Annotated in this window: 12 protein-coding genes; 4 read left to right on the top strand and 8 right to left on the bottom strand. The window is 59.8% G+C overall.

The features are described 5' to 3' along the window. Positions 1-76: 76 nt before the first annotated feature. From AC5STB_RS06725 to mutT, 3 genes are read left to right on the top strand one after another with little or no spacing between them, the layout of a single operon-like run. The gene (locus AC5STB_RS06725; RefSeq protein WP_495442193.1) at positions 77-928 is read left to right on the top strand and encodes a peptidylprolyl isomerase; all 852 of its coding nucleotides are present in this window, start codon (positions 77-79) and stop codon (positions 926-928) included. A gap of 2 nt (positions 929-930) precedes the next feature. Beyond that, positions 931-2,157 carry a bifunctional glutamate N-acetyltransferase/amino-acid acetyltransferase ArgJ gene (argJ, locus tag AC5STB_RS06720; protein ID WP_495442192.1) on the top strand — a complete coding sequence of 409 codons (1,227 nt, stop codon included), beginning with the start codon at positions 931-933 and terminating at the stop codon, positions 2,155-2,157. Continuing rightward, positions 2,154-2,552, top strand: coding sequence for an 8-oxo-dGTP diphosphatase MutT (gene mutT / locus AC5STB_RS06715; protein ID WP_495442191.1), 399 nt, complete (start codon positions 2,154-2,156; stop codon positions 2,550-2,552). The genes argJ and mutT overlap by 4 nt, the downstream gene beginning before the upstream one ends. A 433-nt stretch (positions 2,553-2,985) precedes the next feature. Here the strand turns inward: mutT and infB are convergent, their stop codons facing one another. The 6 genes from infB to pip all read right to left on the bottom strand — a co-directional run bounded on the left by infB (position 2,986) and on the right by pip (position 10,332). Next, a complete protein-coding gene (gene infB, locus AC5STB_RS06710) occupies positions 2,986-5,466 on the bottom strand; it encodes a translation initiation factor IF-2 (protein ID WP_495442190.1) in 2,481 nt (826 codons plus the stop codon). An 8-nt stretch (positions 5,467-5,474) separates the two neighbouring features. After that, positions 5,475-6,095 carry an RNA-binding protein gene (locus AC5STB_RS06705; RefSeq protein WP_495442189.1) on the bottom strand — a complete coding sequence of 207 codons (621 nt, stop codon included), beginning with the start codon at positions 6,093-6,095 and terminating at the stop codon, positions 5,475-5,477. Between the two features lie 26 nt (positions 6,096-6,121). Continuing rightward, entirely contained in the window at positions 6,122-7,738 is a 1,617-nt protein-coding gene (gene nusA / locus AC5STB_RS06700; protein ID WP_495442188.1) for a transcription termination factor NusA, read from the bottom strand. Continuing rightward, on the bottom strand, positions 7,738-8,328 hold the full coding sequence (gene rimP, locus AC5STB_RS06695; protein ID WP_495442187.1) for a ribosome maturation factor RimP: 591 nt from the start codon (positions 8,326-8,328) through the stop codon (positions 7,738-7,740). Before rimP ends, nusA begins: the two co-directional genes overlap by 1 nt. A gap of 181 nt (positions 8,329-8,509) precedes the next feature. Next, entirely contained in the window at positions 8,510-9,355 is an 846-nt protein-coding gene (locus AC5STB_RS06690; RefSeq protein WP_495442186.1) for an ABC transporter substrate-binding protein, read from the bottom strand. Beyond that, on the bottom strand, positions 9,352-10,332 hold the full coding sequence (gene pip / locus AC5STB_RS06685; RefSeq protein ID WP_495442185.1) for a prolyl aminopeptidase: 981 nt from the start codon (positions 10,330-10,332) through the stop codon (positions 9,352-9,354). Before pip ends, AC5STB_RS06690 begins: the two co-directional genes overlap by 4 nt. Positions 10,333-10,382: 50 nt before the next feature. On the opposite strand from pip, the gene ubiG reads away from it, so the two are divergent. Then, positions 10,383-11,129, top strand: coding sequence for a bifunctional 2-polyprenyl-6-hydroxyphenol methylase/3-demethylubiquinol 3-O-methyltransferase UbiG (ubiG, locus tag AC5STB_RS06680; protein ID WP_495442184.1), 747 nt, complete (start codon positions 10,383-10,385; stop codon positions 11,127-11,129). Positions 11,130-11,446: 317 nt separating this feature from the next. On the opposite strand, the gene AC5STB_RS06675 is transcribed toward ubiG, so the two are convergent. Together AC5STB_RS06675 and AC5STB_RS06670 are read right to left on the bottom strand one after the other, a co-directional pair. Next, the gene (locus tag AC5STB_RS06675; protein WP_495442183.1) at positions 11,447-11,887 is read right to left on the bottom strand and encodes a MarR family winged helix-turn-helix transcriptional regulator; all 441 of its coding nucleotides are present in this window, start codon (positions 11,885-11,887) and stop codon (positions 11,447-11,449) included. Continuing rightward, on the bottom strand, positions 11,887-12,717 hold the full coding sequence (locus tag AC5STB_RS06670) for a carbon-nitrogen hydrolase family protein (protein ID WP_495442182.1): 831 nt from the start codon (positions 12,715-12,717) through the stop codon (positions 11,887-11,889). The genes AC5STB_RS06675 and AC5STB_RS06670 overlap by 1 nt, the downstream gene beginning before the upstream one ends. Positions 12,718-12,719 lie beyond the last annotated feature (2 nt).

Below are 12,719 nucleotides of genomic sequence, written 5' to 3'. Positions count from 1 at the left end.
CTCAAAGCGATGTAAGCGGCAGGGTATAGAGTGTCAACGCCAGGCCCCTTCGCGGCCAAGGAATAGGATGGTTTCAATGCCTAAAGGTCTCACATTTCTGCGCGGTATGGCGATAGCCGTCTGTGCTGCGCTGCCGCTGACCGCATCAGCGGCCCCGCATGCCAACACGGTAGTCGCATCGGTCAATGGCGAAGAAATCACGATCGGCCATATGGTCATGGCCCGCGAAAATTTGCCGGCCCAGTACAAACAGCTGCCCGACGAAGTTTTGTACAGTGCAATCCTTGACCAGCTGATCCAACAGACCGCGCTGAAACAGCAGTTGCACGGCGAAGTTCCGCGCTACGTCGCGCTTTCGGTCGAAAACGAGGAACGCGCCATGCTGGCGGCAGACGTGATCGAAATGGTCATGGACAAAGCAAGTGGAGAAGAGGAGCTGCGTACCGCCTACGACGACAAGTATTCCACAGGCGAGGGCGGTGATGAATTTCACGCCGCCCATATCCTGGTTGAAAGCGAAGAAGACGCGCTGGACGTTAAGGCTGAACTGGACGCGGGCGCCGACTTTGCGACCCTGGCCAAGGAACGCTCCACCGGTCCAACCGGTCCCAATGGCGGTGATCTTGGCTGGTTCACGGCTGGCCGCATGGTGCCGGAATTCGAGCAGGCGGTTCTAAAACTGCGTGCAGGTGATGTCTCCGGCCCGGTCCAGACCCAGTTCGGCTGGCACATCATCCTGTTGAACGACCGCCGCAAAACGGAAGCGCCTGAATTTGAAGAAGTTCGCGCTGAACTCGCAGAAGAACTGCGCCAGAAAGCAGTTGAGGAGCGGGTGAACGAGTTGACCGCCGCCGCCAAGATCGAACGGCCTGATATCGAAGACCTGGACCCGTCCATTCTCAAAGACGTTAGCCTGGTAAGGAACTGATCATGGCCAAATCCATGCCGGTCTCGCCGTTGGCACCCGCCAGATTCCCTGATCTTCCCGTCATTAAGGGCGTGCGCTTTGCATCCGCTGCTGCCGGTGTCAAATACCAGGGCCGCACGGACGTAATGCTGGCTGTCTTGGATCCTGGCACCGCGATAGCCGGTGTCTATACCCGGTCGAAAACCCGGTCCGCCCCGGTTCTTGACTGCCAGGCCAAGCTGGGCGCGGCGACAGATTCCGGCGCAGCTATTCTGGTAAATTCCGGAAATTCCAACGCATTTACCGGACACTACGGCCAAACCTCGGTAGCGGAGATTACCTCGGCAGTGGCCGCAGAAACCAGCATCCCAGCGGAGCGCGTGTTCACTGCTTCCACCGGCGTTATAGGCGAGCCGCTGCCACACGGCCGGATCATTGCCAAGATCGGGGAGTTGAACAGCGTATTGGATGAGGGCGGTCTAAAAGGTGCTGCCAAGGCGATCATGACAACCGACACCTTTGCCAAAGGTGCCAGCGCCACGGTCGGGATCGAAGGCAAGACGGTCAAGATCGCCGGCATTGCCAAAGGGTCAGGTATGATCGCACCGGACATGGCCACAATGCTGGTCTACATCTTCACCGATGCCAAGGTGGAGCAAGCGGCGCTGCAGGCCCAGCTTGCGGAGATTTGCAATCGCAGCTTCAACTGCATCACAGTGGATAGCGACACTTCTACTTCTGACAGCCTCATGCTTTGCGCCACCGGAGCCTCTGGCGTGGATGCCACTGGCAACGCAGATTTTGGTGCCGGCCTAGAGCGGGTTATGCTGGACCTGTCGCACCAGGTGGTGCGCGACGGTGAAGGCGCGACCAAATTCGTTGAAATTCAGGTTTCGGGTGCGGCTTCGGACGCGGATGCCAAGGTTCACGGCATGGCAATCGCAAACTCGCCGTTGGTGAAAACCGCCATAGCCGGAGAAGACCCGAATTGGGGTCGCGTTGTGATGGCCATTGGAAAATCCGGCGCGGCGGCTGACCGTGATCTCTTGGCAATCTCCTTTGGCGATGTGCTTGTGGCCGAAAAGGGCTGGGTGTCGCCTGACTACAAGGAAGAGCTGGGCGCATCGGAGATGAAGAAGCAGGAGATTACCATCAAGGTCGATTTGGGCCTTGGCAACGGCACGGCCACTATCTGGACATGCGATCTGACACATCAATATATCTCGATCAACGCGGATTACCGGTCATGAAGACACTTCTGGTATCCGCAGTCGCGCTTATCGATGTGGACGGGCGCGTGCTGCTGGCGCAGAGGCCTGAAGGCAAGTCCATGGCCGGCCTGTGGGAATTTCCGGGAGGCAAGATCGAACCGGGCGAAACTCCAGAAGCCGCTCTGGTCCGGGAGCTGCACGAAGAACTGGGTATCGGCACCTGGGCTTCCTGCCTGGCACCGCTGACATTTGCCAGCCACTCCTATGCGGATTTCCATCTGCTGATGCCTCTGTTTGCCTGCCGCAAGTGGGAGGGCATCCCGCAAGCCAAAGAAGGCCAAACCCTGAAATGGATCCGCCCGCAGGATCTGCGCCATTACCCGATGCCGCCGGCCGATATCCCCCTGATCCCTATCCTGCGCGACTGGCTTTAAACTGCGAAGGGGGCAGCCGGCCGAGCAGAAACCGGAATGCTGAGCAGGTTTCCTAACCAATTTTCCGGGCATTTAATTGCCTAATGCTTGCCCGCGTGAACACGTCGGCGACTTATCCGCTCAAATATTTAGGAAAAACGGGCTCATACGCCTCACTTCAGAAGATCAGGAACCTCCTTCTCCACGTGAGGGGTACCGTTCCTGCTCATAGGTATATCATACGGGCATTCCCTTACGGAGAAACCGCGGTGCAGTTCCCCCCGGCCGTACGCGCGGCCTAGGCTGCCACTCACGCAAACCAAGTAACGAAGGGCAGCTGCCTTGGCTGCCCTTTTTCCTGTCTCGCCTAGGCGCCGTCAGTGAAAAAGCAAACGTTAAAAAGAAAAGGCCCCGGCAGAAACCAGGGCCAATTTCTCTTTGCTTCCCGACCTGATTAGTCGAGGGTGCGGGTGACTTCTTCGCGCTCGAAGATTTCGATCACGTCGTTCGGACGAACATCGTCGTAGTTTTCAAACGCCATACCGCATTCCTGGCCAGACTGGACCTCAGAGACCTCATCTTTGAAGCGCTTCAGAGTCTTCAGCGTACCTTCGTGAATCACCACGTTGTCGCGCAGCAGGCGCACGCCAGCCGAACGGCGGGCAACACCTTCGGTGACCAGACAACCAGCAACCTTGCCAACGCCAGTGACCTTGAAGACTTCCTTGATCTGCGCATAGCCGATGAAGTTCTCGCGAATCTCCGCCGACAGCAGGCCGGAGGCCGCCGCTTTCACGTCATCCACCAGATCATAGATCACCGAGTAGTAGCGGATCTCCACACTCTTCTGGTTGGCGGTGTTACGGGCCGAGGCATTGGCACGGACGTTGAAGCCCATGATCGGCGCACCGGAGGCTTCCGCCAGACCGACGTCGGTCTCCGTGATCGCGCCAACACCGGAGTGCAAAACGCGCACGCGCACTTCATCGTTGCCGATCTTCTCCATCGCCTGAACAATGGCTTCTGCAGAACCCTGCACGTCGGCTTTGACCAGGATAGGCAGCTCAGAGACGTTTTCGTCTTCCTTGGCCTTGGCCATCAGCTGCTCCAGCGTGGTCGCAGCACCAGCAGCGGCGCGCTTATCCTTAGCAGCCTGCTCGCGGTAGGCAGCGATTTCGCGCGCCTGCGCTTCGGTTTCAGTCACGTTCAGAACATCGCCCGCTTCCGGAGTGCCGTTGAGACCCAGAACCTCAACCGGAACCGACGGGCCTGCTTCCTGAACGCGCTCGCCCTTGTCGTTGATCAGCGCGCGGACCTTGCCGTACTGCTCACCCACAACAAAGATGTCGCCTTGGCGCAGGGTGCCGTTCTGAACCAGAACGGTTGCCACAGGGCCGCGGCCCACATCCAGCTGTGCCTCAATCACGGCACCTTGAGCAACGCGGTCGGGGTTGGCTTTCAGCTCCAGGATTTCCGCTTGAAGAGCAATGGCTTCCAGCAGTTCATCCAAGCCCTGGCCAGTGACGGCGGAAACTTCTACATCCTGTACGTCACCGGACATGGCTTCCACAACAACCTCGTGTTGCAGCAAGTCCGTGCGGACCTTTGTCGGGTCTGCAGCCGGCTTATCGATCTTGTTGATCGCCACAATCATAGGAACCTGCGCCGCCTTGGCGTGATTTATCGCCTCGATCGTCTGCGGCATAACGGCGTCATCCGCAGCAACAACCAGCACCACGATATCCGTCACCTGCGCTCCGCGGGAACGCATCGAGGTGAAGGCCGCGTGGCCGGGGGTGTCGAGGAAGCTCAGCACCGCGCCGCTGTCGGTCGTGACCTGGTAGGCACCGATATGCTGGGTGATACCGCCGGCTTCGCCAGCCACAACGCGGGCGTCACGGATCGCATCCAGCAGCGAGGTCTTGCCGTGGTCCACGTGACCCATGATGGTGATAACCGGCGGACGCGACTTCAGATCTTCGTCTTTGTCCTCGACTTCCTTGATTACGTCTTCGACGTCGGAGTCGGATACACGGACCACCTTGTGGCCGAATTCTTCGATGATGAGTTCGGCGGTGTCGGCATCAATGGTCTGGTTCTGCGTGACCATCATACCCATGTTCATCAGCGATTTCACAACTTCGCCAACCCGCTCAGCCATCCGGTTCGCCAGTTCCGAAACCACAATGGCTTCGGGCAGCTGAACATCGCGGATTACCTTTTCACGCTCGACCTGACCGCCCATGGCCTTCTGGCGGGCACGTTCCTGCTTGCGCTTCATCGACGCCATCGACCGTTGGCGGTTTCCACCGCCTCCGGTTGCCTGACCCAGAGTCAGCTTGCCCGAGCGGCGGCCATCGTCCTGGCCTTTGCCGCGGCGTTGGTCGCGTTCGCGGTCCGCCTTGCGGGGCGCTGCAGCAGGTGCAGGTTTGTTCGGGGCAGGGCGAGCCGTTCTGGGGGCTTCCGCAGCAGGAGCAGCCGCGGCGGCAGCAGCACGTTCCTTGGCCACTTCGGCTTCGCGCTTCTTGCGCTCTTCTTCTTCCTGCTTTGCCTTGGCCCGCTCTTCAGCTTCGCGCTGCTCGCGTTCCTTGGCTTCCTGTTCAGCCCGGCGGCGCTCACGCTCTTCGGCGCGGGCCTTTTCCTCGGCTTCGCGCTGCGCGGCTTCCTCGACCTCACGTGCCTTGGCGGCCTGCAGCGCTTTCAGGCGGCGCTCCATTTCTGCGTCACTGATGCCGGCAGGCCGGCGCGATCCGGATGTGGAAGGCGCAGCGCCGCTGCCACCCTTGGCCGCACCCGGCTTGGGAACCACAACGCGCTTGCGCTTAGTTTCCACCACGACATTCTTGGTTCGTCCATGGCTGAAACTCTGTTTCACGTTCCCCGGACGGGAACCCCCACGAAGACCCAGTGTCTTTTTGCCGTCACTATCGCTCATAAAGCTACTTATCCTTCCGTGCGGCCGTTGCCGCCCACCATTTCGCGCAAACCTTGCAGTCGTTGCGCCTCATCTACAACACGTTTGCTGAGTCCGCCAGAGGCGAGGGCGGCATGGATCGCAGTTTGGCGCCCAAATGCCATTCCCAGCTCGTCCGCCGTGAGGCAGCCGATGAATTTGCCCTTGTAGGGCGTGCTCAGCTTCGACTTTCCGCGACCCGACCCGTCGGAAGCCTGAATCAGCACCCGGGCATCCTCTTTGTACAGCCAGTCCTTCACCCGCTCGAAGCCGGACACTGCATCGCCCGACTTACGTGCCAGGCTGATCAATTCGATCAGTCGGCGGACGACCTGACGTTCAACTTCCTGAGCCAGCTCATCCGGCACTTGGACCTGCGCCTTGAACCCGCGAGCGAACAGTTTTTTCTTGACCGCAGCCCCCAGGGCTTCCCTGCTGGAGGTGACATAGACACCGCGGCCGGGCAGCTTACCCATCACATCAGGCACAACCCGCCCCTCAGGACCCATCACGAAACGGATGAGGCCCTGTTTGGGCTGAGATTCGCCGGTGGCGATGCATTTGCGTTCGCTTTCGCCAGTCCGGTCTTTTGTGACGCCGCCGCGTGTCATGCAGTTCTCCTGTGCGAAGCCCGGGTTCAGGCTTCGTCTTCCTCTTCGCCAGCTTCTTCGCCGTCAGCCGCCTCGGCTTCCAGCTCCGCCGGATCCACCCAGCCCAGCATGATGCGGGCAGTCATAACCAGATCCTGCGCCTCTTCCAACGACACGCCAAAGGGCTCCAGGATGCCGTCATCCTTGATCCGCTCGCCGCCATCGGTGGTCCAGCCGCCGGCCAATTCCCAATCTGCGCAGGTAGCGAAGTCTTCCAGCGACTTCACGTCATCCTTTGCCAGAGCTTCGACCATCTGCGGGGTCAGACCCTCGAACTGGATCAGGCTGTCCTCGGCGCCCAGTGCGCGGGCCGCGTCCAGCGCCGCCTTTGCCTGGGCTTCGAGGAAGTCACGCGCGCGGGCCTGAAGTTCCTCGGCAGTACCTTCGTCAACACCGTCGATCACCAGCAGCTCGTCCAGCTCAACATAGGCAACCTCTTCCAGGTTGGTGAAGCCTTCGGACACCAGCAACTGGGCAAAGAACTCGTCCAGGTCCAGGGTTTCCATGAACAGTTTGGTGCGCGCCTCGAATTCCTTTTGACGGCGGGCTGATTCCTCTTCCTCTGTCATGATGTCGATGTCGAGGTTGGTCAGCTGGCTGGCCAGACGCACGTTCTGACCGCGGCGACCAATGGCAAGGCTCAGCTGCTCCTCGGGAACCACAACTTCGATCTTGCCGGCTTCTTCGTCCAGAACCACCTTGGAAACCTCGGCAGGCTGCAGCGCGTTCACCAGGAAGGTCGGCTGATCTTCATTCCACGGAATGATGTCGATTTTCTCACCCTGCAGCTCGTTCACCACGGCTTGCACGCGGGAACCTCGCATACCGACACAGGCGCCGACCGGATCGATCGAACCATCATAGGAGATTACAGCGATTTTGGCGCGCGAACCGGGATCGCGGGCAACTGCCTTGATCTCGATGACGCCATCATAGATCTCCGGCACTTCCATTTTGAACAGCTCCGCCATAAATTCCGGCGCGGTGCGCGACAGGAAGATTTGCGGGCCGCGCTGCTCGCGGCGCACATCCTTGATGTAGCAGCGCACACGGTCGTTCGGGCGGTAGCTTTCGCGGCCGATCTTCTCGTTGCGGCGCAGGATCGCTTCGCCGGCGCCAACGTCGACGATGACGTTGCCGTATTCCTCGCGCTTGACCAGGCCGTTGATGATGGTGCCGGCGCGGTCCTTGAATTCTTCGTACTGGCGGTCACGCTCTGCTTCGCGGACCTTCTGCAGGATCACCTGCTTGGCTGACTGGGCGGCGATCCGCCCCATCTCGACCGGCGGGACTTCCTCGACATAGGTCTGCCCCACTTCGGGCTGCGCCATGTACTGGCGCGCCTGCTCGACGGTCATCTCTGCCTGGTAGTTTTCCAGCTCATCATCGGCCACAACGGTGCGCACGCGGGTAAATGTGGCGCGGCCGGTCTTGCGGTCGATCGAAACGCGGATGTCCATCTCCGCGCCGTAGCGGCTTTTGGCCGCGCGGGCGAGGCTCTCTTCCATCGCCTCGATCACCAGACCGGGATCGATCATCTTTTCGCGCGCCACGGCCTCGGCGGTTTGCAACAGCTCCAGCTGGTTTGCAGAGGTGATAGCCATTACTTGTTCTCCTCTTCGGACTCTTCGGTCTCGATTTCGTCGAATGCGTCTTCGTTCAGCGTGCCGGCCTCTTTGCGCTGCCGCAGCATTTCTTTGATCAGATCATCGGTCAGAACCAGCTTGGCGTCGCTCAGCCAGTCGAATTTCAAACCTATGGTCACGGTCTCGCTCTGATCGTTGATGTTGATCAGAACTTCATCTTCTTCAGTGCCCGCCAGCTCGCCTTTGAAGCGGCGGCGGCCGCCGACCATCTCGGCGGTTTCCAGCTTGGCCTCGTAGCCCTCGAACATCGCGAAGTCCTTCAGCCGGGTCAGCGGGCGGTCGATGCCGGGGCTGGACACCTCTAGCGCATAGGCATCGATGATCGGGTCCTCGACGTCCAGCACCGCGCTCACGGCGTTCGAGATCTCGGCGCAGTCATCCACTTCGATGCCGCCATCCGGCTTGTCCGCCATGATCTGCAGCGTGGACGCCTTACCAGACATCAGGCGGATTCGCACCAGCTCATAACCCAGATCCTCGATCACCGGGGTGACGATCTCGGCCAGGCGCCGGTCGATGGCAGCTTTGGCAATCAGGTCGTTGGTCATCAGACCTCCACTTGGGGCGCGCAGACAAAAGCCTGCAAACACAAAAAAACGGGCGCGCGGCCCGTCGAAATTCCCGGTGGTGCCTTGAGCCAGAGGTTCAACGCGCCGCTGTTGTCAAAGGCATATAGGGGGAAATGTGGAAAACTGCAAGGCTTGTGTTTTTGCGGACGCAAAGACGGTGTTACACCCGCCACCAGCGTTCAGCGATACGGCCATCGTCCAGCGGCGTGCGCCGCCCGACCTTGCGCGGAATGCCAACATCATGGCGGGCCGCCAATGCCATCTCTCTTGAGGAAGGATAATAAAGAAACTCCCCGCGTTTCAGCAATCCGCGCGGTTCTGGCAAGGCAGCCACATCGACGTAACCGTCGCGCAACGCCTCAGCCCGGACCAAAGCGTCCGGGATCACGATGAGTTCAAACGTATCCACCCAGCCCGCGGTACCAGCCTTGTAGTGGCCGTCCACTTTGGCAGCACGAAAATGGCGGTCCTCTTGAGCACGTTCAACCCGGTAGCATCCAGTCCCCACCACCTCAGACAGCGGCACAGAAAGCTTACCTCCCGGGGCAATCAGTTGATCTGCGCTGGCCAGCAGATAAGGCAGATGCGGGTTGGGCTGCGCCAGCTCCAGAAGCAGCTGATCACCGCCCAGCGCAGTGGCACTCCGCACTTCTGCCCCGGATACGCCCAGAGAATTTAGGGAGGCAGCAGCATCCGCCGCCGTGAGCGGCAAGCCGTCGTGAAAAACAACACCTTCGCGCAGATCAAAAACCCAGGCTCTTGCGTCCGGCGCAGATTGCCAGCTGATCGCCAGATCCCCGCGCAGCAGGCCGTCAGGCGCGATTTCCGTCAGCGTATCATAGACTGCGCCACGCGCGGCCTGCTCCAGCATTCCGCCCTCACGCGGGACTGCAAGGCGCAGCACGCCACCGGCCTTGGGCGACGCATGGACTGACCCGCCAGCCGCCGCCAGCAAAGCTGCAGCAGCACCTGAGGTGAACAGCGCGCGGCGGTCGATACGCGTCATGGCACAAGCTCTCCTGCAATCCGGTCCATCGCCCGGACCAGCTCAGCGCTGATTCCCGGCTCCGACAGAGCATGGCCTGCATTGCGCACCATCTTCAACTCCGCATTTGGCCACAGTTCGTTCAAGCGCCAGGCGGAGGACGGGGGGCAAATCATGTCATAACGGCCCTGTACGATTACACCGGAAATATGGGAAATGCGCCCCATATTGGCCAGGATCTGACCATCGTAATCAAGGAACCCACCGTTGCTGAAATAATGGTTTTCCAGCCGGGCAAAAGCACGGGCGTAATCGCCTGGACTTTCACCGCTGTGGCCATTGGAATGCACCGAAGCCAGTGCATTTTCCCAGGCTGACCAGGCCCGGCCATAGCGAACTTCCTCGTCCAGATTGCCGGAGAACAGCCGCTTCTTGTAGGCGCCGATCATATCGCCGCGCTCAGCGTCAGGTATAAGCGACACGAACTTGGCCCAGGTCTCTGGCCAGAACTTGCCCGCGCCGCCGCCATAGAACCAGTCCAGCTCTGCCTTGGTCATCAGGAAAACCCCGCGCAGGATAATCTGCTGCACCCGGTCCGGGTGGGTCTGGGCATAGATAAGCGCCAGTGTCGCTCCCCAGCTGCCGCCAAACAAAATCCACGAGTCGATCCCCAACTGCGAGCGAATAAGCTCCATGTCGGACACGAGGTGCCAGGTGGTATTGCTCTCGCATGATGCATAAGGGCGCGACCGGCCGCAGCCGCGCTGGTCAAACAGGATGATTCGATAAACCTGCGGATCGAAATAACGCCGCATTGCCGGGCTGCTACCGCCCCCCGGGCCGCCGTGGCACACGATAACCGGAATGCCGTTTGGGTTGCCGCTTTGCTCCGCATAGATGCGGTGGCCCTGGCCTGCGTCGATCATACGCTGGTCAAAGGGCTCCAACGGCGGATAAAGATAGTGCACAGCGCGCTTTTGGTCCGGGTATCTATCCATTACTGACCTTAGTGAAACGTCAGACTACAAAAGAACACACGGAGACAGGAATGCAAGCGCCTCAATCTACCGTCGACCCTGCGGAAATTGCCAAATTCGAAGCGATGGCGGCGGAGTGGTGGGATCCGAACGGGAAATTCAAGCCCCTGCATATGCTGAACCCGTGCCGTCTTGACTACATCACCAGCCAGATCGCCGGCGAGTTCGGCCGCGACGTCAGCTCACAGCGCCCGTTTGAAGGACTGCGGATCCTGGACATCGGCTGCGGCGGAGGACTGCTAAGCGAGCCCATGGCACGGCTGGGAGCCAGCATCACAGGTGCAGATGCAGCCGAAAAAAACCTGCCAGTAGCACGCATTCATGCCGAGCAATCCGGACTGGAAATTGATTACCGCCACACCACCGCGGAGGCGCTGGCTGAAGCAGGCGAGCAATTCGACGTCGTGCTGAACATGGAAGTAGTGGAGCACGTTGCCAATCCGCTGAGCTACCTAACAGCCACGCAGCAACTTCTGAAACCCGGAGGCCTGGAGATTTGTTCGACCATAAACCGCAACCCCAAGAGTTTTGCCATGGCAATTGTAGGCGCCGAAGTAATCATGCGCTGGCTGCCGCGCGGCACCCATGAATGGTCTAAGTTTATCACTCCTGACGAGTTGTTCGAGCTGCTGCGAAAGGCCGGGCTGAAACCTGTGGACCGAAAGGGGCTCGTCTTCAATCCGATCACCTGGAACTGGTCGATCTCGGATCGGGACTTGTCGGTAAACTACGTGACCGCCAGCGTAAAACCCGACTAAGAAACTGAACTCACTTCCTCGAACGTGCCGGCAGACTATCCGAAAGGATAGCTGCTAGTCCCAATGCACACTTTGTCAGCTGCGGCCTGCTTGTTATTTTCAAATAGCGGGGTCGGAATATTTCCCGCTTCGCGAACGGGGCGCAAGCCTAAGACCAAGTAAAAACTTGCCACTGTTTAACTGGTGGGTCCGCCCAATGGTTTTCGGGACCGCCGCTCACGGACCTATGGGGAAGAAAGACGCCTGCATGCAGGTGTCTTTCTTATTTCGGAGGTCATTCCGCACCTGGCCAATTCCAGTGGCTCCAGCCGATTAGGTTAGCCGCTCTCTTCCAGCTTGCCGCGGAGCTCCCGCAGAATCGGCAAGGCGGCACGGACCCTGTCACTGCCCAACTCACCGACCACTTCGGAGATGACCGGGATTATCCCGGCCAGCGCCGAATCACGGGCCTGTTTTCCTGCCGGGCTGATCGCCACCATCTTGCGACGCGCATCGTCCCAGTCAGGACGCACATGGATGTAACCTGCCACTTCCAGCTTGCTCAGGGTGTTGGTCATGGCGCCGCGCGTGACATGAAACGCCTTGGCCAATTGCGCAGGCGACTTCTCCAGCCCAGCGCGGGCCAAATGGTTCAGAACGGAGAAATGCGACAGCTCCATCCCCTTGGGCAGCACTTTGCTGAGGCGTGACCGGGCTAGCTGGTCAGCCATCAATATCTCGCTGAAAAGCGATACTGCCAGGGAATGGGTCTCGTCCATTAGGGTCCGTCGAACTCCCGGTCATGGGTCAAAGAAGGCACACGTTTGCGTGCTTCTGACACCATTTCGAGGTCGAGATCAACGAAGGTCACTCCCGGCCGGTCTCCAGCATCCGCCAGCACTTCCCCCCAAGGGGCCACGGCAAGAGAGCGGCCAAAAGTCCTGCGGCTGGGACCCCGGGATGCCGGGTGCTTTCCAGTTTGCGCCGGAGCCAGTACGAAACAGCCGGTCTCGATCGCCCGGGAGCGCAGCAGCGAATGCCAATGCGCAGCACCAGTCACATAGGAAAAAGCGGCGGGCACGGTGATGATCTGTGCACCACCCTTGGCCAGCGCCCGGTGAAGATGCGGAAAACGCACATCATAACAAATGGTCATACCGATTTTCGCAAACGGCGTATCCGCCACAACCGCCTTAGTGCCCGGACGGTATCCGTCGGATTCGCGGTAGGTCTCTTCGGGTGTAACCTCCACATCAAACATGTGGATCTTGTCATATCGCGCTTTGATCTCTCCCTGCGGGGATATCAGGAACTGCCGGTTGGCAAAGCGGCCGTCATCATCGTGGGTCTTGATGCCTAACGACCCAAGCAGCAGCCAAACGCTGTGCTTGGCCGCTTCTTCCTGCAAGGCCGCCAGTGTTGGATCGTCTTCCTCATGACGCAGTACGCTGGTCTGATGGGTACGGCTGCCGGAAAGACAGTTGGTAACCTCTGGCGTCAGCACAAAACCGGCCCCGCCACGCACTGCTTCCACCATCATCGCCTTCACTGTCTCCAGATTTTCCGCCGGAAGATCAGTTGATGTCATCTGGAGCAAAGCTGTGCGCATGT

This window comes from Leisingera sp. CC-HEC093 (assembly GCF_059429195.1).
This window is presented reverse-complemented; position numbering and strand designations above follow the sequence as displayed.